At 69.1% G+C, this 22,092-nt stretch carries 20 protein-coding genes; 12 read left to right on the forward strand and 8 right to left on the reverse strand.

What is annotated here, in order from left to right; translation table 11 throughout:
- Window positions 1-120: 120 nt before the first annotated feature.
- From ABH941_RS28575 to ABH941_RS28585, 3 genes are all read left to right on the forward strand, one after another.
- Complete coding sequence (locus ABH941_RS28575; RefSeq protein ID WP_370132426.1) at window positions 121-414, forward strand: hypothetical protein; 294 nt, start codon at window positions 121-123, stop codon at window positions 412-414.
- Between the two features lie 200 nt (window positions 415-614).
- A complete protein-coding gene (locus tag ABH941_RS28580) occupies window positions 615-1,022 on the forward strand; it encodes a hypothetical protein (RefSeq protein ID WP_370132427.1) in 408 nt (135 codons plus the stop codon).
- Window positions 1,023-1,199: 177 nt separating this feature from the next.
- Window positions 1,200-2,021, forward strand: a complete 822-nt coding sequence (locus ABH941_RS28585) for an NUDIX hydrolase (protein ID WP_370132428.1) — start codon at window positions 1,200-1,202, stop codon at window positions 2,019-2,021.
- A gap of 195 nt (window positions 2,022-2,216) precedes the next feature.
- Here ABH941_RS28585 and ABH941_RS28590 read toward each other — a convergent pair whose 3' ends face one another.
- Window positions 2,217-3,359 (reverse strand): helix-turn-helix domain-containing protein, encoded by a 1,143-nt coding sequence (locus tag ABH941_RS28590; protein ID WP_370132429.1) that lies wholly within the window; start codon window positions 3,357-3,359, stop codon window positions 2,217-2,219.
- 269 nt (window positions 3,360-3,628) lie between these two features.
- On the opposite strand from ABH941_RS28590, the gene ABH941_RS28595 reads away from it, so the two are divergent.
- From ABH941_RS28595 to ABH941_RS28615, 5 genes are all read left to right on the forward strand, one after another.
- The gene (locus ABH941_RS28595) at window positions 3,629-4,303 is read left to right on the forward strand and encodes a hypothetical protein (protein ID WP_370132431.1); all 675 of its coding nucleotides are present in this window, start codon (window positions 3,629-3,631) and stop codon (window positions 4,301-4,303) included.
- 12 nt (window positions 4,304-4,315) lie between these two features.
- The gene (locus ABH941_RS28600; protein ID WP_370132433.1) at window positions 4,316-5,194 is read left to right on the forward strand and encodes a hypothetical protein; all 879 of its coding nucleotides are present in this window, start codon (window positions 4,316-4,318) and stop codon (window positions 5,192-5,194) included.
- The gene (locus ABH941_RS28605) at window positions 5,191-5,919 is read left to right on the forward strand and encodes a tetratricopeptide repeat protein (protein ID WP_370132434.1); all 729 of its coding nucleotides are present in this window, start codon (window positions 5,191-5,193) and stop codon (window positions 5,917-5,919) included. The genes ABH941_RS28600 and ABH941_RS28605 overlap by 4 nt, the downstream gene beginning before the upstream one ends.
- A gap of 191 nt (window positions 5,920-6,110) precedes the next feature.
- Window positions 6,111-6,842: a hypothetical protein gene (locus tag ABH941_RS28610; protein ID WP_370132435.1), complete on the forward strand. Its 732-nt coding sequence runs from the start codon at window positions 6,111-6,113 to the stop codon at window positions 6,840-6,842.
- Entirely contained in the window at window positions 6,839-7,420 is a 582-nt protein-coding gene (locus ABH941_RS28615) for a hypothetical protein (protein ID WP_370132436.1), read from the forward strand. The genes ABH941_RS28610 and ABH941_RS28615 overlap by 4 nt, the downstream gene beginning before the upstream one ends.
- Before the next feature lie 213 nt (window positions 7,421-7,633).
- Here the strand turns inward: ABH941_RS28615 and ABH941_RS28620 are convergent, their stop codons facing one another.
- Window positions 7,634-7,927: a DUF6087 family protein gene (locus ABH941_RS28620; protein WP_370132437.1), complete on the reverse strand. Its 294-nt coding sequence runs from the start codon at window positions 7,925-7,927 to the stop codon at window positions 7,634-7,636.
- Between the two features lie 348 nt (window positions 7,928-8,275).
- On the opposite strand from ABH941_RS28620, the gene ABH941_RS28625 reads away from it, so the two are divergent.
- The 4 genes from ABH941_RS28625 to ABH941_RS28640 all read left to right on the forward strand — a co-directional run bounded on the left by ABH941_RS28625 (window position 8,276) and on the right by ABH941_RS28640 (window position 14,673).
- Window positions 8,276-9,097: an aminoglycoside phosphotransferase gene (locus ABH941_RS28625; protein ID WP_370132438.1), complete on the forward strand. Its 822-nt coding sequence runs from the start codon at window positions 8,276-8,278 to the stop codon at window positions 9,095-9,097.
- Window positions 9,098-9,232: 135 nt separating this feature from the next.
- Window positions 9,233-9,967, forward strand: a complete 735-nt coding sequence (locus ABH941_RS28630) for a hypothetical protein (protein ID WP_370132439.1) — start codon at window positions 9,233-9,235, stop codon at window positions 9,965-9,967.
- 137 nt (window positions 9,968-10,104) lie between these two features.
- Window positions 10,105-13,401, forward strand: coding sequence for a Helicase associated domain protein (locus ABH941_RS28635; RefSeq protein ID WP_370132440.1), 3,297 nt, complete (start codon window positions 10,105-10,107; stop codon window positions 13,399-13,401).
- 303 nt (window positions 13,402-13,704) lie between these two features.
- Window positions 13,705-14,673 carry a phosphotransferase family protein gene (locus ABH941_RS28640; protein ID WP_370132441.1) on the forward strand — a complete coding sequence of 323 codons (969 nt, stop codon included), beginning with the start codon at window positions 13,705-13,707 and terminating at the stop codon, window positions 14,671-14,673.
- A gap of 108 nt (window positions 14,674-14,781) precedes the next feature.
- Here the strand turns inward: ABH941_RS28640 and ABH941_RS28645 are convergent, their stop codons facing one another.
- The 6 genes from ABH941_RS28645 to ABH941_RS28670 all read right to left on the reverse strand — a co-directional run bounded on the left by ABH941_RS28645 (window position 14,782) and on the right by ABH941_RS28670 (window position 22,044).
- A complete protein-coding gene (locus ABH941_RS28645; RefSeq protein ID WP_370132442.1) occupies window positions 14,782-15,930 on the reverse strand; it encodes a hypothetical protein in 1,149 nt (382 codons plus the stop codon).
- 186 nt (window positions 15,931-16,116) lie between these two features.
- Entirely contained in the window at window positions 16,117-16,788 is a 672-nt protein-coding gene (locus ABH941_RS28650; RefSeq protein ID WP_370132443.1) for a 2'-5' RNA ligase family protein, read from the reverse strand.
- A gap of 1 nt (window position 16,789) precedes the next feature.
- The gene (locus ABH941_RS28655; RefSeq protein WP_370132444.1) at window positions 16,790-17,746 is read right to left on the reverse strand and encodes an endonuclease/exonuclease/phosphatase family protein; all 957 of its coding nucleotides are present in this window, start codon (window positions 17,744-17,746) and stop codon (window positions 16,790-16,792) included.
- A gap of 94 nt (window positions 17,747-17,840) precedes the next feature.
- Window positions 17,841-18,890, reverse strand: coding sequence for a hypothetical protein (locus ABH941_RS28660; RefSeq protein ID WP_370132445.1), 1,050 nt, complete (start codon window positions 18,888-18,890; stop codon window positions 17,841-17,843).
- Between the two features lie 89 nt (window positions 18,891-18,979).
- Window positions 18,980-21,295, reverse strand: coding sequence for a methyltransferase, FxLD system (fxlM, locus tag ABH941_RS28665; RefSeq protein WP_370132446.1), 2,316 nt, complete (start codon window positions 21,293-21,295; stop codon window positions 18,980-18,982).
- A 98-nt stretch (window positions 21,296-21,393) separates the two neighbouring features.
- Window positions 21,394-22,044 carry a M15 family metallopeptidase gene (locus tag ABH941_RS28670; protein ID WP_370132447.1) on the reverse strand — a complete coding sequence of 217 codons (651 nt, stop codon included), beginning with the start codon at window positions 22,042-22,044 and terminating at the stop codon, window positions 21,394-21,396.
- Between the last annotated feature and the right edge of the window lie 48 nt (window positions 22,045-22,092).

Here is a 22,092-nt window from a genome sequence, read left to right on the forward strand (position 1 = left end):
TGATCTTCGGATAGCGCAGACAGACGATCATGTAGCGGCCACAGCCCACAGCGTAGACCTCGCCCGGGCCCCGGATCTCCCTAGTTCGGAGAAGGCCACTTCATCGTCGACATCGCCACCGTGCTCTCCTCCGTCCACCGCATCGCGAGGAACGAACCCGGTGCCTACGAGGACTTCTCCCACGCCTACCTTGCCGGCTACACCCGAGTCCGCCCGCTGCCAGCCGACTTCGAGCATCTCCTGGAGCCGTACCTGCTGCTGCGAGACACCTTCGTGCTCAACTTCGTTACCGGCGCCACCCCCGTCAACGATGCAGTCGCCGCCTGGGGTCCCGGCCGGATCAGCGGCATCCTGACGAACATGCACGCGTACCTGAATGGTCAGCGCTATCCCGGTATGCTCACAGCCATGTGAGCGCTCTACCACTGATCCCACGGCGACCACGAATGGCCGGGTCGACGCGGGGAAGCGCCGACACGTGGGGGAAAGGGCCAAGCAGCGCCAGCAGCCTCCGGTTCCGAACCGGTTCGCTGCCGCTCGCGGAGGGACTCGACTGGGTGCTTGGATTCCGTGATTGGCCGTGGCCTGCACCTGTCGCGTGGCATGCTCGGGCCATGCCGGAGACCGTAGATCCGCTGGAGTGCGTCGAGCAGTGCCACCTGAGCACCGTCCAGGCCCGCAGGCGTGCCGAGTTCAACGCCGCCCTGGACCATAACCAGGCCGCGCTGGCCGCACTGCCTGCGGACGGCACCCTGACTGGCGCCGAACACAACGAATGGCTGCAGCGGCTTGTCGCGGAGCGAGCCCTCATTCTTGATACCGCCGCCCAGCGGCGCAGATCGGTTGAGCGCGAGCGGGTCGAGGCTACGCGGGAGAACGCCTGGGCTGCGCGATACCGCTGGTCCTCCCGGCGCGTGCCGCGTGCCTACCGCCATGCCAGAGGGCTCCTGATCTGTACGACCGTGGTGTGCTGTCTGGCGGTCGCCGTGGCCGAGTTCGCCGTCCGCGCGGCGCTGTCGTGACCGAAGAACAGATAACCTGCACCAGTGGGCAGTTGGGCCACCATCCTCTTCCCGCCGGTTCCGTTCGAGGTAGTCCCATCTGTTTCGGGCTCAGCTGTCCGTCGCACGGCACCGGACCACGACAGCCGCCTACCCGCTTCAGCTGGCCCGAGTGACCACTCGGGTACAGTCCTGGGCATGGCAAACAGGGGCCGTTGGCGGCGGCTGGACGGCAAAGTCCTGTATTCAGGGGGCCCGCACGGCCGTATCCACCTCGCCGTCGATCGGGCGATTCGGCCCGATGGAGTGACCGTCGCCTACCCCCACGTCACCGCACCGGACTCAGTGCGCGTCGTGGCCGTGCATCGCGGCCTGGTCCCGATGGTGACCCAGCACCACTATCTCCACGACACGGAGATCACGGACCTGCCGGGCGGCCTCGTTGACGAGGGCGAGAGCCCCGTTGCTGCGGCCCGCCGCGAGCTGGCCGAAGAGACTGGGCTGCGTGCCGCGCGGCTGTACCCGCTGGGAACTGTCGCCTCCGCCCGAGCCACCTCCACTGAGACCGCGCACCTGTTCCTCGCCCACGATTGCACAGTCGGCCAGGCGGACCTCGATGACGGCGAGGCTGTCGAAACCCGGTGGTCCACCTGGAATGCCCTCGCCGACACCGACCTGATGGAGCAGCGGCACGTGCTGGTGCCACCGCTGGCGGACGGACCGTCCCAGGCGGCCGTTCAGCAGGTCGGCGCGACCATGCGAGCGGTCGGCGGACCCCTTCCCGCTCCGGGCGCGGGCCTGCTCACCGCCGCGTGGGCCGCGTTCACCGTCGCGGCCCTGCGCGACCCCATCGCGGACGAGGGGTTGATCCTCGTGTGGTTGGACCTGGCTATCGGCCGGTTCACGGAGGGGGCCGAGATCCTCAATGACCTGCTAGCCGCACGCCAGCAACCGCAGGGCGAACAGGCATGGGCGGTCGCCGCGGAGCGGTTGCAGGCACTGGCCGCGCGCCCAGACTAGGGAACCGCACCGGGTCGCCGGGTGTCGACGGGCGGCTCTGGGGTGAGTACCCGGAGCAACTCCTCGCACGCTCTGGCTGGGGATGCCGAGATCTTCGGGGAATGCGCCGAAACCCCGTCAACGTACTGTCGATGCGCCTCCCGCCGACGTGGACTTGCCCTTCCGCGCGCCACCTGCCCCGCCGGCCCGGAGCCCCTAGCCGGTGATGGCAGCACGCAAGGCCTGTTGGATCTGCGCTGTGGTCTCGTCGTGCCGCGCTCGGTCGCGGGGGGCGAGGAGCTGGACGTCGTCGCCGATGGCGGTTGCGATCTCCTGGGCGTCGGCGAACTGGCCGCGCAGGAAGGCCAGGCGGGCCCGGGCCGTGCCGTGCTCGGCGGCGTGCACCCGGATGCCGAGCAGTTCAATTGCCGGTTCGGCGCGGAGCAGGTGTTCGGCGGCCTGGTCGAGCAGTGGTGGGGCGACGGCCAGGCAGAGCCTGACGGCGGCCAGGCGAAGGCGTGTCCACATCAGCAGGTCCTCGGCGCTGGTGATGCTGCCGAGGGCCAGCTCCAGAGTGGTGAGCGCCAGATCGTCGTGCCCCTGGTAAAGCTGCGCTGCTGCGACCGTCCACAGTGTCTGGGCCCGGGGGCCCGCCGGGAGTTGGTCGGCGAGGTGGAGCAGGCGGTGGATCTGCTCGTCGCCGCCGGGTTGATTCTCCAGGAGCTTTCCGGCCTCGGCGTTCACTGAGAGTGTTGCCATCAGCGCTTCGCTCTCCACCTGGGGCTGCACCGGGAAATTGTGTGCGATCTCCAGCGAGGCGTCCGCCAATATCATCGCTTCCGCCATGGCGTCGGTGCCGGCGGTTTCGCGTAGCAGCCGGGCCAGTTGCGCCCGGGAGCGGATCCGCAGGTCGACCTCGCCAGCCTGGTCCGCAAGCTTTATCAGTGCGCGCAGGGTCTCGGCCTGCTCCGGTCGGCTGCCAGCCACCTTGTACAGGCCGGCGAGCAGCCACAGGGCCTGGCAGGCGAGGATGGTGTCGCCGGCGCTGTCCGCGTCGAGGGCCGCTTTGAGATAGGCGGCACGCTCGTCCGGCGGCAAGTGGTCTGCGGCTGCGACGATGCCGAGCGCGTGGTGCAGGGCGGGCTGGGACTCCATCAGTAGTTCCTCCATCGTCACGCCGAGGCGGCCTGCCAGGTAGCGGACAGCCGGCTCTGTTGGGTTGCGGGTACCGTTCTCGAGCCGAGAGAGCTGACTGACGCTCAACCCGGGTCCTGCGAGCCGGTGCAGCGTCCAGCCGCGCTCTTGGCGCAGTCGGCGCAGCCTGTGCCCGAAGCGGGTGCGCCCGATCAGTAGCTCCATGGCGGTGATCGTAGGCAGCGCTACTCACAGGCTTCAATACGATCCGGGCTGGAGAAAATTGCCAACTCCGCAGGTCAAAGCCGCCACTGCCTGCGGACGTGCCCGAGCTGTTCGACCGGGACGCAAGCCCTGCTGCCGGACCTGGTCGCACCCGATCGAGCAGGACGGGGAGAACACCACGCAGCTGCCGCGCCCCGGCCAGGGGACCAAGGCCGCGGTTGGCAGGGAAGAGCCTCCGTGTCATGGCCTCGGCCATTAGCATCGGGCGTATGGCTGCGGAACAGCACCACTTCGAGGTCTCCGGCACCACGATTCGCCTCACCCCCTTGCACCTGGACGGTCATCCCGATCACCGCCAGGCCTTGGCCGCGCACGGCGTCCGCACGACTGCCCGGGTCGGTGATCGGGTCGAGGTGGGGAACTATCCGACACCGGAGTACCCGGTGCCGCAGTTCCATTGCGAGCTGTACTTCTCGATTCCGCTGCCCGAGGATCCCGGTGAGATCCCCAACGGAGAACCGAGCCGTTTCCTCGCCTCGACCATCCGGCACATGGGTGGCGACGGCGGCCTCGCGGTCGAGCTGTGGCAACCGATCTCCACGGGCATCGACTGTCAGCAGACGCCGAGCTGGCTCTATGGGCTCCTGCCGCGCCTCAGCTTCGGTTGGTACGGCCGGGACGCCTCCTACCAGCGCGACTGGGTCAGATTCGGCGGCGGCCTGTGGCCCGGCGACCAGTGGAGCCGCGGGATGCACCGCGTCTACGCGACGGGCGGCGGAGCACCGGAGTTGATCCAGCCGATGCCGCCCCAGTTGCCCGTACTGCTGCTGGTCACCGAAGTGCCACCGCCGAAGGGCGTGGATTGGCCAGCATCGCTCACCTTGCCGGCGACGGAACCCCTCCTGAGCGGCAGCCCCTCGGCAACCCTCGAACCCAAGGACTGACGGGAGGCACCTATGGGCATCAACCTGATCGTGGACCAGATGCGCTCCGCAGTGTTCCCCGACCGGTGGACCGAGAGCCGAACCTGGGCGGCTGGCCTGATGGCCTGGCACACCTGCGCTCACCTGGAGATCTGGAGCCCGACGCAGGGCCACGAGGACGAATTCGCCGAATGGATCCAGGCGCTGATCGCCTGCGCGCTTCACCAAGCCGCCGAGAACTCCGAACCGGTCCTTGAGGCGGATCTGGCCCGCGCCGCCGACTCGCTGACCGGCGCTGCGACCGCGGTCAACACCATCGACACCCTGCCCGAGGCGCCGCCCGGCCCCGTGGCCTCGCTCCTGCACTCCGTAGTGGTGCAGCTGGAGCGGGGCAACCTGGAGATCAAGAAGCAGGTACTGCACATCATCGGCTTGGCACATCAGGTCCTGGCCGACCACGCCACTCAGGGCGGGACGGTGGATGAGCGCCTCCCCGCACTCGCCCGCGCCTCGCTCGTCCTGGAATCACTCCAGGACGCAACGGTCACCCATCCGCAATACCCCGGGGCTCCGTCGCTGCCCGAGCACCTTGAGATCGCACAGCGGCTGGAGGAAGCCCGCGCACTCGCAGACCTCAGCGGCCAACCGGAAGCAGCCTCGGCGCGCCGTGAACGACTGCTTCAACGGGCCGCGCTCGCGGACCGCTGGCTTCTTGTCTGGGGCCAGCAGGACCAGCCGGCGGAACGTCTCGACCAGGCCCAGGACCTGGCCCTCGCCCTGTTCCGACAGGATCGCGGGAACGCGTCAGCAACTGACGATGGCGACCCTGGTCAGGGCCCCCGCTCGTATGTCCGCGAGCAGTACGAGCTCCATGTCCTGGACAGCGGCACTCGGAAGGAGTCAGCACGGTGAGCACGACTGAGATCCCCCGCGAAGACCTGTACGCGCGGGCCCGTTCAGCATCCGAAGCGGGGCGTTTCGAGGACGCCGTGCGGTACGGGGAACAACTAGCCGAGCACGACCTGCGCAGTCCGGGCCTGGATTGCTCCTCCGTCACGCACATCACGCTCATCAACCTCGCTCTGGCCAATCTCGCCCTGGGCCGGGCCGCGCACAGCGAGGAACTGCTCGACCGGGTGCTGAAGAGCGAAATGAGGATGTTCAGCTCCGACGACGGATATCCGTGGATGACCCGGGTCCTCCTGGCGGAGTCCGTGGGGGAGCAGGGGCGCTACGAAGAGGCCGAGGCCCACCTGCAGCAGGTACTCCAGCGAGCCGAGGCACGCGGCTGGCCGCGGCACGACGCCGCGATTCGCGCCCGGCTGGCCCAGGCACGGATCTTCGCGCAGCAGCAGCAATGGAACCAGGCCCTGCCGCTGGCCCGGCAGGCCGCCACTGAGGCCAGCCAAGCCCTCCCCGTCCCGACCGCCCTGTCAGCCCGACAACTACTCGGGAACTGCCTCCGCCACACCGGGGAGCTGGAGGAGGCCGAGCACGTCGCCCGCAGGGTCCTGGAGGACCGTCAGAAGTACAACGGCGCCGCCCACCCCTACACCCTGGAGGCAGCGAGCGATCTGGTCTTGACCCTCCAGGCAGCGGGCAAGCCCGAGCAGGCCGTCGAGGTCGCCGAGCAATGAAGGGGGCTGACCGCCGAGACCCTAGGGCACAACCACGCCGCCAGCGCGGTCCTGAACGCCGCCCTCGGTTCATGACCATCTCCACGCTGATGCTGCAGAGGACAAGATTGTGATTGTGACGCAGAACGCGGTGGGGGCCTCGTGACCATGCAGACCGACAACATCGAAACCGCCAACCCTTGGACGTATGCATGACCCTGCTGGAGCCCCAGGCCCAGATGCGCGCCGATGACCTGCACGCACGGCACCTGCGAGTGCACCCGGGCCGCACCGTGGACTACACAGCCACGGACGAACCCGGCACCGATCCTGCAACCGTGTGGTGCACCTGCCGGATTCCGGCACCGGTCAAGCGCGAGCTGGCCGCGGTGCACGAAGCCGGGCACGCCGTGATCGGGGTCGCGCTCGGACTGACCCTGGCGAACCTGAGCATCGCGGGCCGCATTGACCTAGACGGCGGCTGGTCGGAGGGCGGCGGAGCAGGCTTCGAGCCCAAGGGCGAGGTGCAGTCCTTCGGAGCGGCTCTGATGGCCGGCCACCTGGCGGAGATCCAGCAGGCTCACCACCGCGGATACACCAGCCCCGAGCTGGACGAGTGCCGCACCCACTACGGTGCAGCCCTCGATTGGGCCGGGATCGAGCACATCCGCGACCACGGCCTGCTCATCGACACCGAACACGCGGCGGCCGACGTCCAGCGGCTGCTCGCTGATCCGAGCATCGCCGCCGCGATCCGTGCGGTGGCCATGCTGCTGGAGTCGGCCGGGCAGGGAACCCACGACCAGGTTGTGCAGGTGCTGGCCGAGCAGGGTGTCACCACCGCCCAGATCTGGCAGCCCACCCACGCGGAACTGTTCGCCTACCACCGCGACTGGGCAGCGAGCCAGGAGACCGGCACCGGCGACGACAGGAGGAAAGTGTGAAGGGCTTCCTTCGGCGGACCCGAGAGGCCCGCCGCCAGCGCCGCTGGGACAAGGAGCGCCAAGATGCGGAGCGAGCGCGGATGTCCGCCGGCGCCGTCGAGCTGCTGGTCGAGCTGCGGGCGATGGCCGACTACGACCCTGTCCTTCCCTTGGCCCTAGCCGCCCACATGCGCAAGGACCTGTGGCACGACCCCTCGTGGCTACTCGCGGCCATCTCGATGACGGACCAGGCCCAGAAGCTGCGGATCCTCGGTCACCGGGTGCGGGTCGGGGCGGGATGGGACACGGATGAGGCCACCATCGACAGCACCCAGGCACACTCGGTGCGCGTTGTGCACGCCGCCCGTCAACTGTGGGTCTCCGCCGAATGGCTGAGTGCCGTTGACGGGCACCACTGGTGGGGACACCTGTCGGCCGGACGCTTCCGGCCCGACGGCACTTACGGCCCGACCGAGACAGACCGCCACGGACTGGCACCGGTCGACGCTGAAGGTCTGGCCCGCTCCGTCCCCGAACTGCTGGCCCAACTCGGCCAGCGCCCGGACCCGCTGGCCAAGCCCGCAGGCGCGGCCGAGTAGGCGTCCCGGCCAAAGTCGTGGCGTCCGCCAACACCACGTCCCCGTAGCCGCCGGGCTCATGACCGGCACTGGTAGCCGCGCGTGCGATAGGGGACAGGTTCGTGAGCCAGAGCACGGTGCACGGGATGAGCGCTCGGATGAAGCCCAGGTCGAGTCGATAGCCAACTGGCTGGGCCCCGGGGGCAGCCCTTGGGCCTGCGCCGGCGCTACGGATCAGGGCTTGCGGTGCCGCCCGGTGCCGGCCCTCGCCGGTGCGTAGCCAGGGACCTGCACCTGGTCGGCCGGGCGGGAAGGAGACAGCAGATGTGATGCTGCCCGGTAGTTCTCACACACGCCGACCGGCTCCCAGGAGTAGCCGTTCCATTCCAAGGCCAGGCGCGGGGCCATCGGGTTGACGTGCGCGGCGTGACTCCCTGGAGCGAGGGTGATCGCCTTACGCGCCCCGACGGGGCGCAACCGTGCGGCACGCCGCGCGGCCCATCGGTCCAGGGGTTCCTCAGCAGGCACAGTAACCTCCAAGCGAGCGTTCAGAGCCATCTGCCGCAGCGCGCGGGCGTGCTGGTCGGCGTCTGTTGCGCCTGGGTGCTCGTGCGCAACGTAGGTCGTTAGCGATTGTGTATCACCCTGGTGTTGTTCGAGAGGTAAGTTCACTACTCTGCCATGTCAGGGTGGCCGGGTACCCAGGGTCGGCGAAGTTTCACTCCATCCGGCGAACCTGGAGCAGTCCCTTCACGCTGCCCGTGCGCTGGAATGGGTAGCCCTGCCCGGCGCCGTCTGTCCGGACCTGTCCGGAGGGCCCGGCACCCGGACCTGTCCGGACCGGGCGCCACCGCACCAACGTTTTGGAGTCCTTGCGTGTCGATGGCCCGCTTGACCTGGCAGGAGCTGCCACCCGCCGCCCGCGCTGCCGTCCGCGTGCGCACCGGTGCCTTCCTCACGGCTGCCGACATTGCCACCGGCGCCAACTCCGGCGTCGCTGTGCAAGTCCTCGCTGCCACGGGAGCTGTCTTCATCAAGGGCATCCCGGTCAACCACGGCCAGGTCAAAACGCAGCTGCGCGAAGCCGCCGTCAACCCCCACCTGCCCAAGTCTTCCCCCCGATTGCAGTGGCACCTTCAGGCCGGAGGCTGGGACCTGCTCGGCTTCGAGGTGATCGACGGGCCCGCCGCGAGCTTCACGCCCGACAGCCCCGACCTGTGGCTCGTAGTTGACGCGCTCCGTGAACTCGCCGATACCCCGTGCCCGAATATCGAACTATTGAGGCTCAAGGAGCGCTACACCGCCTACAGCGGCACTCCTGAGCTGTTCGACGGCGACCACCTGCTGCACACCGACATGGCGCCGGACAATGTTCTGATCGACGGGTCCGCCCATTTGATCGACTGGGCCTGGCCCACCCGCGGCGCAGTCTGGGCCGACGCGGCGACCTGGTGCGTGCGCCTGATCGACGCCGGCCACACCCCTGCCCAGGCCGAACAGTGGGCTCGCCGGCTGCCCGCCTTCGAGAGCGCCGACCCCGCCGCCCTGGACGCCTTCGCCGAGGCGCACGCCCGCTACTGGCGCGAGGTCCACCGCGGCGACCCGGCCCGCGCCTGGACGCGGCGGATGGCTGCAGCAGCAGCCGTCTGGCGTGACCACCGGCAGATGCGAGGGCGACCGGCGCGCCGCTGGAGGTAAGGTCCATGTCCGGCGTCGGACACGCGACTTACCCGCGCGACAACTGCCGCCAGGGTCGGTGGCCAAGACGTAGAGCAGCAGACGAGAGGCAGGGGGCGCGTGGAGTTGACACCGCCAGGAGAGCCGGGCAGCGACTTGGTCCGCATCGACGCCCGGGTCACGGGCGGCACCGGACCGGGATCGGTGTTGATCGTCCACCTGAGCCGGCACGATCCAGGGCCGGAGCCCGAACCCGACGACACGCTGTTCACCAGGTTCCTGACAGCCGTAGAGCCCGACGGTCCCTACTCGTCCGTGTACGCCCGCGGATCGCAGACATCGGCGGCGGTCGCAGCCTGGGTGGGCGAGGACGAGCCGCCCGACCTCGTCGTGGACAGGCTCATGTCGACACTTTTCGTGGCGACGGCCGCCGGAGCGCTGATTGACGACCGGACCTGTCGTGTGGGGTTGAAGTCGATGGCCGGGACCCTGGACAGCCGGGACGGCATGCTGCTGACCATGACCAGCGAGACGGCCGGTGCGCCGGTGGAGCTGTTCCCCGCGCTCCTGTACTGCTGGCGTTCGTGGTGGCTGCGGCAGGTCGACGCACTGCGCGACGGGCCGCGGATGCCCGCACCGCCGCTGCGCGGCAACCCGGACACCTACGCTGCCGAAGTTGCCGCATACATCGAGCAGGCAATGGACTTCCGTCGTAGGCATCCTCCAGTACCTGTCAGGGTGCCGCGGCCGCCTGAGCGGCTGGATCTGATCGAGAACGGGCGGCGCTCTATCGTTCGGCTCGGCGATGTCGAGCCCACCACCTGGCCCGATGCGCCCTCCCAGGACCGCGGCGGCCTCTTGGACGAGGGACTGGACGGCCTGGACATGTGAGGGCGTGACCTACAGCCGTTACGTGTGTGAACGCGTGGCGGCCCCAGGGCTGTTGAAGCGGGAGCGCTCGCAATGGAGAATACGTTGCGTCACGGGTTCGTCCCGTGTCGTGTCCAGACGGTGGGTTGAGGGCGGGGATGGCATCAGGCGAGTTGTGGCCGCATCAGGCCGAAGCAGTGGAAGCGATCAACCAGGCCATCGGCCGCGGCGGTCGCACGACACTGATCGCAGCCTGCGGGACGGGCAAGACCCGGATCGGCCGTGCCGCCACGGCCCGCCTGGACGCGGTCCGGCGGGTGCTGGTCGTGCTGCCCACGATTGAGCTGCTGGTCCAGACCCTGCGCGCCTACCGAGACGCCGGCGGCGGCCCGCTGGGCACGGTTGTCGCAGTCTGCTCGGATCCCAGCGTCGCGGAACTGCAACTGCTGCACGGCGAACCCGACATCCGAGTCACGACCACCCCCGAGGTCCTGGCGGACTGCGTCCGCGACGAGGAATACGTCACCGTGCTGTCGACCTACGCCTCCCTGCCAGTGATCGCGGAGGCGCACCACCGCCACGACCTCCCCGTGTGGGACCAGGTCGTCATCGACGAGGCCCATCGGACCACCGGCCGGGCTGATGGCCCGTGGAAGGCCGTACACCGCGACGACCTGGTGCCGGCCCGGCGGCGCCTGTACATGACGGCCACCCCACGCATCTCGGAACACGGCGGCGAGTCCGTGTCCATGCAGGACACCAGCATCTTCGGGCAGGTGTCCTACCGACTGCCGTTCTCCAAAGCGATCGCGATGGGTCTGCTGGCCGACTACCGGGTCGTCGTCCCCGTTGTCACCGACGAGGACGTGCACCGGCTGGCCGCCGACGAGACGCTCGCGGTCACCCTGGGCGGGTCCAAGCTCTCCCCGGGCATGCTCGCCGCGCAGATCGCGGTCCTGCGCGCCATGCGGGAGTTCGGGGCGCGACGGGCGATCTCCTACCACCACCGGGTCGCCGAGGCGAAGAGATGGGCACAGACCCTGCCGGCGGCGGCGACACTGCTGCCCGGCGGCATCGACCTGTGGGCCGGGCACGTCTCCGGGATGCAGGCCCCGCACCTGCGCCGCCGCATCATCGAACGGCTCACCGACCCGGACGGAGACATGGTCATCGTCTCCAACGCCAAGGTCCTCGGCGAGGGCGTGGACGTCCCAGCCGTCGACGCCGTCGTCTTCACCCGGCCGCGCGACTCCGCCGTGGACACAGTCCAGGCCGTCGGACGGGCGCTGCGCACCGGCGGACGCAGCGACAAGGTGGCCACCATCGTGGTTCCGTTGCTCCTGTCGGCCGGGGAGAGCCCCGAAGCGGCGCTGGAAGGCAGCGCCTGGGAGCCGGTGTGGCAGGTGATCCGGGCACTGCGCGACCACGATGACCGGCTGGAGGAGTACCTGCGCGTCAAGCGCGCCGAACTTGGCGAGGGCAGCCTGTTCGAGGGCGGACAGCGGGAGGCGACACTGCCGCCGTGGCTGCACGTCCTGGGCGTGGACGTGCCGGCGGACTTCGCCCAGGCCATCACCATCCGCGCGCTGCGCGCCAGCTCGCCGAGCTGGGACGAGTACTTCGGTGCCGCGCGGGCCTACACCTATCTGCACGGACACGCCAACACTCCCGGCAAGTGGGTCAGCCCCGGCGGGCTGAGGGTCGGCCAGTGGATCCTCGACCAGCGCAAGGCGCGGCGGGAGGGCCGGCTGAGCCGCGAGCACGAAGCCGCCCTGGAGACTCTCCGCATCGTGTGGAACGTCCTCGACGAGGCCTGGGCCACCGCGCTGGGGTACGCGAAGACATTCCATGAGCAGCACGGCCACCTCGATGTGCGCCAGGACGAGCGTGCCGAGGACGGCTACCGGCTGGGGCAGTGGATCGGCTGGCAGCGCATGGCCTACCGGCAGGGCAAACTGACTGCCGAGCGGATCGCCGTCCTGGACCAGCTGGGCATGGTCTGGAACAGGGCCCTGACCGCGTGGCAGCGCAACTACACCGAGGCCCAGAGGTACTTCGAGGAGCACGGCGACCTCCTCGCCCCGAGCTCGTACACCACGGCGTCCGGATCGGCCCTGGGGACCTGGGTCGGTCGCCAGCGCGACTACTACGAGGCGGGCAAGCTGTCCGCTGAGCAGATCGTGATGCTGGACGAGATCGGCATGGCATGGCGCCCCTTGGACGAAGCCTGGCAGCAGGCGTACCAGCACGCCTGCGCGTACCGCGAGCGCCACGGCAACCTCGACGTCCCGAGCGTGTACGTCGGCCCCGATGACTTCCGGCTGGGCACCTGGATCGGCAACCAGCGAAGGGGCCGCCGAGAGGACCGGCTGACCGCGGACAAGATCCGCGCGCTCGATGACCTGGGCATCGTCTGGGACCCGCTGGAGGCGAAGTGGGAGCAGGGCCTGGCCGAGGCCCGCACCTACAAGGACCGGTACATGGACCTGCGCGTCCACGCCAGGTACGAGTCCCCGTCCGGGTACAAACTCGGCGGCTGGATCGCTGATCAACGAAAGGCAAGAGCGCAGGGCCGGCTGCCGCAGAACCGTGTCGAGAAGTTGGATGCCATCGGGATGGCCTGGGCTGTACCCGATGACACCTGGAGGGTTGCCTACCGCGACCTGGGTGCCTACAGGGAGGAGAACGGGCACCTGGACCTGCCTCAGGACTTCATCTCGCCCGCAGGCATCAACCTCTACAAGTGGGCGGGAACCCAGCGGACCATGCGGGCCACCGGAAAGCTCTCCGAGGAGCGCCAACGCCTTCTCGACCAGGCAGGCTTCCCATGGGACGTGGAACGCGACCGGTGGATGCGCCGCTACCACGAGGTATCCGCCCAGATGGGTGAAGCCAAGAGCCCGCGCAGTCTTCCCATCGGCTCGCCCGAGCGAATCTGGCTCGACAACCAGGCAGTGGCCTACCGCAAGAACCGGCTAGACCCCGAGCGCCGGACGATGCTCGAAGCCCTGGGAGTGACGTCCGACCAACTGTCGACGATGTGGCGCAACTCCTACGACGAACTCGACGCCTTCCGACGAGAGGAAGGTCACTTCCAGGTACCCGAGGACTACCGCACCATCGACGGAACCTCTCTGGCTGCATGGAAGAACCATCAGCGTTCTCAGCGCAACAAGGGACGCCTGCCGGAGGAGAGGATCAAACTCCTCGACAAGATCAGCTTCCCTTGGGACCCCTACGCGGAGCACTGGGATGACCGCCACCGCGAGGCCGTCGCCTTCAAGGAACGCAAAGGCCACCTCCGCCCCCCGCACGGGACCAAACTCCACACCTGGCTGGCCCGGCAACTGCGCAACAAGGACCACGGAATCCTCAACCGGACCCACCTCGGCCTGCTGAACGGACTGGACTCCCAGTGGGACGAGACGGTCAGCGACTGCTGCCGGGAGGCATGAGGCGCCGCGAGGGCCGGTAGCGGGAAGCGGTCTACGGGCTCGGGTACTGGAACCGGAACATCCCGAGGACTGAGCAGAGCTGAGTGGTCAGGCCGACGAGGAGTGGCAGTCTCAGTCTCGATCCGGAGGGGCGAGGGTGTGAGGAGCATCAGGCCTCGGCCGCGATCGGCGACCGAGCGCTGGTAGGCGTTTCCGTTCGCATCGTCAGAAGCCTTCGCACGCCCCCGACCGCCACCGGAACTGGCCCGGACGGGGGCACAAGAGTTTTGGGGATCTCGAGGTCCCTGGGGCAGGCTCGTACGTATGGCTGATGATGCAGGCACCATCCTTGGACCAGGGGCCCTTGACGTCCTGACCAGGCGAGCCCTCGGGGGCGAGATCGTTGTCGACCAGCGTCGGCTGTCCGGCGGCTTCAGCAGCGACAACGTGCTGCTGCGCACGGATCGCGGCAGGTCCTTCGTGTTGCGGCGCTATCCGCGCCGGAACACCGCAGCGGTCGAGGCGGCCCTTCTCGACCTGGTCCAGGACCGCGTTCCGGTGCCGAAGGTCGTCTACGTCGATGAGAGCGGGGAGTTGCTGAACGAGCCGTTCATGCTGACCCGCTTTGTCTCCGGGGTGGCTCTGACCGCAGTCTTCAGTGGTGCGGCCGATCAGGACGGACCGCAACTGGCAGATGCCGTAGCCGAGGCATTGGCGTCGATTCACGCGGTGAGGTTCGGTCAACCAGGCTTCTTCGCCGACGGAGCCCTTCGGCCCGATGCGCCTCCCCCGGAGCACCACGACGATCTTCCGGCCTTCGTTGAGGCCTGCCTGACCCGCGCTCACGCAGACGGCGCGTTGTCGGTGGACGCGCGCCGTGCACTGGTGCAGATCGCAGCACGGTCGGCCTCACTCGTGGCAGCTACTGCTGGCGCTGATCAGCTGGTTCATTCGGACTTCAATGCCAAGAACCTGCTCATGCGGCCGGGCGATAACGGGGCCTGGCGTGTCTCCGCAGTACTGGACTGGGAGTACGCCTTCTCCGGATCCGGTCTCTTCGACCTGGGCAACATCCTTCGATTCCCGAAGGAGCTGTGCCCCGGATTCGCGGACCGCTTCCCCAGGGCGTACACAGGGGCCGGCGGCGAGTTGCCGGCCCACTGGCGGGAGATCAGCAAGGCACTCGACTTGTTTGCGCTCGCGGAACTGCTCACTCGCTCACCGGATCACCCGCTGTTTGCCAAGGCCGTGGCAGTCGTCTGGGAACTGGTCGCCCAGCACCGCGACTGGTGAGAGCCCGGGCGCTGCGGCTGGGGTACGGAGGTTCGATCGACGCCACCTCCGCGGCGCTGCGGGCCATTGACACCGTGAGGGCTTGACGCGGAGGCGGCGTCGGTCTGGTCAGCTGCTCGCTGCCAAGGCGTAGCGGGTTCGGCTGTCTTCGCCCGTGTACGTGGCGACGATGCCCTGCGTCACCATGTTCTTCAGGACCATGCGGAAGTTGGTCGCATCCGAGGGCTTCCACTCGGCGCCCATCACCGCGTGGGACACCTCGCTCGCTGACTGGGGTTCGGCAGAGGCAAGCAGCGCAGCGATGATCTTTGGCCGGTCCGCGCGGACCGGCTTGTCCCCGGAAGAGGGGGCTGCTTTCTTGGCCGTGGACCTCTTCGGGGTCTTCTTCGCCGTGGGCCTCCGGGCTGCGGTTTCGAGGGGGCGTTCCGAGGCTGCCGCAGCTGTATCGGCGGTGGCCGCTGCTGTGGTTGTGTCGTTGTCAGCGCCCTTGCTCGTGGCGGAACGCGGGGACCGGGCCCTTGTGGACTTCGCTGCCGCCTTGTTCGATGCAGTTGCCTTGCGGGTGGCGCTGGGTGCCTTCCGCGGCGTTGCTGGTTCGCTGCTGGGTGCCTCATGGGGTGCTGGGGTTTCGCCGTCGGGTGCGTACGCGGCGTCCTCGGAGGGCGCAGAGGCCGCAGAGTAGAACGCGGTGCCTGCCTGCACGGACTTCGCCACGTGGCCCGCCTCGACGAGCACGCCCAGAGCGCGGCGGATGGTCTGGATGGCCGCGTTGCCGGCATCCGGGCCGTTCACGCCCAGAGCGATCTCACTGACCTTGTGCACACCGGGGGTACCCGACAGGAACTCCAGGACGGCGCGCTGGCTCGCATTCGGCCTTCTCACCGGGCGAGGTCCGGGCTCGGCAGTGGCGGCGGGTGCGTCCGTGGGCGGGCTCACCGCGGTGTCGCCTTCGGCGGCCGCGTCCGGCGTTGGGGCTTCCGCCTCGCTGGCCTGCTCGTGCCCGTCCGAGGCGGGATCCGACCATGCCTCGTTGAGTTCAGCCAACTTGCTGACCAGAAGGTCGCGGCCGGCCATGAGCATCGCCACCGAGGACTGGCGGGAGGTGAGTTGTTCGGTCAACTCCGCGACCGAGAGGCGGGCCGCTTCGAGCTCGCCGTCCAACTCGCTCAACTGCTCTCTGAGGTAGCCGCGAATACCCGCGATCACCGTGTCCAGTCTGGAGACTGATGCTTCTGCCATGAACGCCTCACCCATCATCGAATCCAGTGTGTTCACGAGATAGTAGGCACATCGAGGGAGTGTCGGGTCCTGCCCGTCAAAACGTCACCCCGCCCGGCACGCCAACCCCGAGGGACGACGTCCGGGACGCCGGGACAGTGGCGGTGGGGTGCCGGCACGCCGCCCCGCTCCCCGAAGCGGGGGGAGTACGGCGGCGAACCGGGGCTAGTCGCGCCGCAGGTGGAGGTGGTGTCTGCGCTCGAACGAGTACGTATTGCGGTCGGGCTCCTGCCGTTCCCAGACCAGCCATACACTGGAGACAGTGGCCGAGGTGCGGATGCCGGGTCGAATGCCTTTGCCGATCTCCGAGGCGAACTGGTCGGACCGGGCGGCCAGCTCAGGAGTGTCACTGTCGTGGCTCCCGTAGCCGCACGACATGTGGCACCAGAAGTGCTCCTCGGCCGGTGGGAGGTCCATCCCGGCCGCGAGAAGGCCTGCTCGAACACGGCGGTTGAGGTCCGCCAGCCCGGCCTCGGGCCAGATCTCCACGATCCCCGCCGAACCGGAAGCACGGGCGGGGCCGATCTGGATCTCGAAGGGGTCGACGTCGTCGAGTTGCGCCTGGATCTGGACTGCTGCGGCTGCGAGCTGCTCCTCGTCGACCCGGCGACCGGAAGTGCCGCGTTGCCGGACGGACTGGATCGTCATGTGGAGGTCCTCGTCCGCGATCGGGGCGATCACGTCCGGGTACCGGGCGACGATCTCGCGCAGACGGCCGAAGTAGGCCAGGACCTGCGGATCGTCCTGCGGCAGCCACAGCACATGCGGCTTGACCCAGTCCTCGTCCGGTCCGCCTTCACTACCCCACAGCCTCTTGGAACCCATGAATTTCCGCATGTCACCGCTCCTTCGTGATGCTGTTTGGGTCAACGTCGACATAGACCGGGAGGTGGTCCGAGGCTGCCTCGGCGGCAGTGCTCCTGTGGGCCTGGTAGCCGCTGAGAGCCGGCGCGACCGAGCGGCTGGCCAGGATCAGATCGATCCGACGGGCGCCCCACGGGTCGGGGTCACCCTGCCCGTCCTGCCAGTGCCCGACGGTCGGCTGCCAGGGTGCCCCCAAGTGCGCCGCTGCATCGACCATGTAGCCGTTGCGCAGCAGGGCCTGGGTGGGCCGCCGGTCCGCCAGTTGGATTCCGCCGACTGCGCTGGGCTGGACTTGGAACTCCAGGTCGTCGTGCTGCATGTCCAGGTACGGCTCGGCGTCGTAGTACTGGCGTCCGCCCTGGCCGTCCTCGACCTCGGCGGCCGAGATGGAGTTGAAATCGCCGAGGCACAAGCCGGGCTTGACGCCGCCGGTCTGCCGGAAGATTCCCTTCAGTCGCAGTGCCTCTCCGGCGCGGGCATCTGGACGAAACGGGTCGCCGTGGTAGCTGGCCACCAGGACCGGCTCGCGGGCCCCGATATCGAACCTGGCCGTGGTGCAGCCGTGCCAGAAGTCCGGGGCCCCGTAGGGGCGGTAGGAGCCATCGACCAACTGCACCGTGTCCGGGTTCCACAGGACCGCCGTCCACCAGGCACGGTGTGCGTTTGCCGCCATGGCCGTTCCGTGCGGGTAGCCGACCGTCGTCCCAACCGTGGCGGTCAGACCGCACAAGTCGGCGAGATCCCGGATGAGCTCGGCGGCCTGCTGCTCCCACTGCTCCGGTTCGGTTCCGCCTTCGTCGACGATGATCTCCTGCAGGGCCAGCACGTCCGCTCGGGTCTCGCGGATGGTGTCGACCCGGGCCTGCCAGGTGGCGCTGCCGCGGGCGGCGGGCGCCAGCTTGTAGGCGTTGAGGTTGGCTATGCGGATCACTGGGGTCTCCTCGTGTGCGGTGGACAGTAGTGGTGGGGCGCTCCCGGCGGCGATGGATCGTCGGGAGGAGAGGATGCGGCGCCGGGCGATCGGATCACCCGGGCGTCTGCAGATGTCCGGTGATCCTTTGGACGACTTGGTGCACAGCAACGGAGCGGTGGCCATGCGGTGCAAGGGTTGTGGCGAGTTGTCGAAGGATCTCCAGACTCCGTGCCGACCTGACTGCCGGCAGTCGCTGCAACGCTGTCTGCGCCTCCTCGACAGCGGCGTCGAGTTCCCCTGCTCGGGCATGCGCGAGGCTCAGCCATGCCCCATGGCGCAGCGCCGAGCGTTGGTGCTCCCCTGTCACCGGCGTGGACGCCCGGGCGGCTAGGAGTAGGCGCGAGCGCGTCAACAGGGGAGCCTGCCGAATGGCGGCCCTGCCGGACAGGACGACGAGGGAGCGGCCGGCGATGGCGTCGAGTTCCACCGGGTCTACGTAGGAGGCCCAGCTGGGAGCAGCACCGATCGGGGGTTCCTCCCGCAGGGCCAGGACGTGCTCGCGTGAACTTTCGAAGCCGGTCAGATCTCCGGCGGCCGCGTATGCCAGGCCGCTGCGGGCGGCGATGAGTGCCCTGACCGATGCCGGGGCCTCCGTCGCTGCCTGCCGAGCTGCCGAGGCCAACTGCAGCGCGTCGACGGGATATCCGGAGTCCGCGGCCTGGGTGGACATCAGGCCGAGAATGCTCGCGGCCAGTGAGCGGTCGCGGGCTGCGTGGGCGGCGCGCAGAGCCATCAGGTAGTGCCGCTGCGCGGCGCGGTCGTCCCGGTCCTCGAACGCCATGAAGCCCAGGGTTTGGTTCAGTTGGGCCAAGGCCCGGGCCAGGTGGCGGCCGCTGGCTTCGTCGTATTCGCTGGTCCGTAAGAGCGTGGTGACAACCTCGACGTGCGGGGCTACCAGGGCGCGGCGGGCGCTGCCTTCCTGGTCGTCGGCTTGCTGGGCTTCGCTCACCAGGGCGTCGACCCACGAGAGGACGGCTGGTGTGATCTGCTCCTTGCCCTGTCGGGGCGAATACCGATGCGGTGGTGCGCCGGTGAGGGATTGCATGGCCATCGTCGTGAGGGCGGTTCCGGAGAGTGCCAGGACGACCCGGCGAGTCGGCATCGTGTCTCCTTCAACGGTCGTTGCATGGTGTGGCCGGTGGCGTGTGCGGACTACGGGAGTCATTTCGGGTCTACTGCCGACGCGCTGCTCTACTCTGCCGTCGCCTGTAGCGGGTGGGGCCCGGATCTGTTGGCTGCGTCTGTGCGGCCGGGCCACTGGAAGACCAGGCGGGAGGCTTCCTTGTCCAACAGGTCCCCGGGGGGCAGGTCAGCGAGAGGGGTGCCGGCAGGGTGGACGGTCATCGCCGGGTACCCGGTCTCTCGAACGTGTCGGTCCCAGTCGCGGACGCTGTCGACGAGGCGTTGGGCCAGCGTGGGAGCGTCCGGGCCGTAGGCGTGGACGTAGAACTCCCACCGGCGATCGGCAGGAGAAGGTGCGTCGAGGATCTTGACGATGGTCAGGTAGGCGAGGGATCCGCCGGTCGCGATGGCGGCAGGGTGTTCCTGCGGTGAGGGGGCTGCCACCAGCGCCGTGTCCGATGCGGCCAGGCGGCAGAACCCCTCCAGGGTGGTCGCGGCGTAGAGCTGCAACGTCGCGTAGGAGTATCCGCCGGGCAGTACGACGCCGGTGGGCACCTCGTGTCTCGGTGTGTGCAGTGCCTCCTCGAGACCGGTGGTGTCCTGCGGCGTTCCGTCCGCCCATCGCAGGGTGACTGTGCCATCGGCCAGGGATGTGGTCGGGGTGGGGCGGGAGGCGGCGCCGCGGTCGCGGACGAAACCGCAGTACGTCCAGTGCTGTGCGTGCAGGACGCCGCCCTGCCGCCGCAGAGTGATGGAACGTGTATATCCGTGCATTTCCAGCGGCACGACCAGGCGTCGGCCTTCGGCCAACTGCTCCCGCCACGCCGGCGCGATGTCCCAGGAGTTGTACGTGACAAGAATGCCGCCGTACCCCCCGGGCGGCATGTGGCCGGGCGCACCGAGGCCGGCATCGCCCAGTACGGGCGTCACCTGGCCACTGCCCGCCTCGGCGCACAGCCGCTGGGCGCGTTGGATGACGTACGGGTCGAGGTCGACGGTGATGACCCGTCCACGGGGGGCGACGAGCCGTGCGGCCAGTTCGGCGTTGTAGCCGCCCGAACCGGCCTCGAGCATCGTCATCCCAGGCTCCGGAGCTACCTGTTCGAGCATGTCCGCTTGGAGCCAGGCGGCCGAGATGGAGCTGACGGTCCGTCCGTTCTCGTCGAAGCGGGTCTGCACCGCCAGGTCGTCGTCATAGGCGACCGCAAGGGGCGACTCGGGGGTGAAACGGTGGCGCGGGACCTCCCGCAGCGCCTCCTGCACGCGCGCTGAGGGTGCCCACCCGCCGGCGATGACGGCGTCCGCCATCCGGTTGCGCCGTCGCACGGCTTCGGGAGGTTCGCCGGCCACGTGCGGAGCTGGGGCGGCGAGGGGGTAGGAGTGGACGGGCGGCAGGTCGGGCAGGACGCCTGGCCAGACCGCGGCCAGGGCCTGTGCGGACGGAGCGAAGATCGTGCCGAGGGTCGCAAGGTCGTGCAGGTCGAACCATTCCCACCGGTGGAAGCGGTGCGGCTCGGGCAGGCCGAGGATGCCGCTCCAGGCGGTCACCCGGACGACCGCGGAGATCCGACGAACATCCATGCGATCGTCGTGGAGGATCGTCAACGGATGGGTGTCCTCCGGACGTGCCGTCAGACCTGTCTCCTCAGTGAGTTCCCGCAGTGCGCCATCGGTGACGGGCTCGCCGGTCTCGATGCGGCCGCCGGGTAGTTCCCACATGCCGCGGGTGGAGCGGCCGAGCAGGACGCGGCCGGCGTCGTCGGTGACAACCACAGCGGCCCCGAACACCGCCTGCGGCTGCGGCCTGAGCTTCTCGGCCGTGGTGAAGGACCCGCTCGGGCCGCGCAGGACCAGCACTGCCAGGCCCTCGGCCTCGAACCGGTCGGTCTGCCCGAACCCCTCCATGAGGAGCTGGATCTCCTGGTCGTTCAGGGCGATGTGATGACGCTCGGCGGGTGTGTTGGCCACCACCGGGGTGATGAGCACCAGCGCCCCTCCCTCCCGGAGTCTGTCGGCCAAGCCGCGCACGACCCTCGTGCGGTCGTTGATGAACGCGATGCCCAGGCGCATGGTGATCAGGTCGTACTCCGGGTGCAGCTCGGCCGGGTCGTCGTGCTCGATGTCCAGGCACATCCAGCGGACCGCGTCGTGTTGCGCCCGGGCGCGGGCCAGGGCGCCCTCGGCGTAGTCGGCCGCGTCGACCTGGTAGCCCAGCTTGGCCAGGAACGCTGCGAGTTCACCGGTGCCGCAGCAGACGTCCAGGGCCCGTCCGTTGTCCGGGACGGGGGCGTGAGCGGCGAGAAGGTTCATCTCCTCCTGCCCCAGGGGCCTGAATCCGAGGCCGTCGGTGTAGCGCTGGGACCAGTCGTCCCGGGTGTGTCCCACTGGTACTCCTCGAAGGTCGGTGGAGGTGCGGCAGGTACCCCGGTGTCCGCCCGTTGTGACGGCGCGCGGGCGGGGGCGGGGCTGCGTCGACGGTGCGACTACGGTCGGTCGACGGGGCCGTAGGGGGCGGTGGGCTGGCCGGTCATCAGAGCCCAGTACCGGTCGCCGAACGACCAGTGCCACCATTCCGTGGGGTAGTTGACCAGCCCGGCCGCTGACAGGGCCCGGCCCAGTTCGGCCCGGTTCGCCTGGGCCTGCGCGGGGATGGTGGGGGCCTGGGTGTAGCAGGCCCCGTCGCTCTCCTCGGGGCTGGCGTTCATCCGGGTCCCCATGTCGACCTCGTGTCCGGTGCCGTCGAGGAGGGTCAGGTCGATCGCGGCGCCGGCGCTGTGCGGGGCGATCTCGGGGGGAGAGACGAAGCGGCTGGTGGCCTCGCGGATCTGCCGGGCGGACCACCCGGGGTTGCTCGCTCGCAGTTCGTCGGCGTAGTCCTCGAAGTAGCGGCGCTGCAGGGCCGGAGGCCGGTACCCCTCGACGAACAGCAGCCGCATTCCACCGGGCAGCAGTGACTGGGCGTGCAGGAGCCGGTCCAGGAGCCCTTGTCGCACATGGGCGAAGGCCCCGCTGGTGTCCTGCTTGCGGTGGTCGACCTCGATCCCGCCGTGCTCACGCACGTCGACAAGGGCCTCGCCGCACTCGTGCAGCCCGATGGCGGCCACCTGCGGGTCGGACATCAGCACGATGCTCATTGTTTGCTTCCAATCCGAGGCGATCGTGGGCGACGGGCAGGAGGGTAC

The organism is Streptacidiphilus sp. EB103A, assembly GCF_041261405.1.
Lineage (GTDB): Bacteria > Actinomycetota > Actinomycetes > Streptomycetales > Streptomycetaceae > Streptacidiphilus.

Coding starts and splice junctions, on each gene's coding strand:
- ABH941_RS28595 (WP_370132431.1), top strand. CDS start 3,629: ATGGCTGCGGAACAGCACCACTTCGAGGTCTCCGGCACCACGATTCGC.
- ABH941_RS28600 (WP_370132433.1), top strand. CDS start 4,316: ATGGGCATCAACCTGATCGTGGACCAGATGCGCTCCGCAGTGTTCCCC.
- ABH941_RS28645 (WP_370132442.1), bottom strand. CDS start 15,930: ATGATGGGTGAGGCGTTCATGGCAGAAGCATCAGTCTCCAGACTGGAC.
- ABH941_RS28590 (WP_370132429.1), bottom strand. CDS start 3,359: ATGGAGCTACTGATCGGGCGCACCCGCTTCGGGCACAGGCTGCGCCGA.
- ABH941_RS28640 (WP_370132441.1), top strand. CDS start 13,705: ATGGCTGATGATGCAGGCACCATCCTTGGACCAGGGGCCCTTGACGTC.
- ABH941_RS28670 (WP_370132447.1), bottom strand. CDS start 22,044: ATGAGCATCGTGCTGATGTCCGACCCGCAGGTGGCCGCCATCGGGCTG.
- ABH941_RS28610 (WP_370132435.1), top strand. CDS start 6,111: ATGACCCTGCTGGAGCCCCAGGCCCAGATGCGCGCCGATGACCTGCAC.
- ABH941_RS28635 (WP_370132440.1), top strand. CDS start 10,105: ATGGCATCAGGCGAGTTGTGGCCGCATCAGGCCGAAGCAGTGGAAGCG.
- ABH941_RS28580 (WP_370132427.1), top strand. CDS start 615: ATGCCGGAGACCGTAGATCCGCTGGAGTGCGTCGAGCAGTGCCACCTG.
- ABH941_RS28660 (WP_370132445.1), bottom strand. CDS start 18,890: ATGCCGACTCGCCGGGTCGTCCTGGCACTCTCCGGAACCGCCCTCACG.
- ABH941_RS28650 (WP_370132443.1), bottom strand. CDS start 16,788: ATGCGGAAATTCATGGGTTCCAAGAGGCTGTGGGGTAGTGAAGGCGGA.
- ABH941_RS28585 (WP_370132428.1), top strand. CDS start 1,200: ATGGCAAACAGGGGCCGTTGGCGGCGGCTGGACGGCAAAGTCCTGTAT.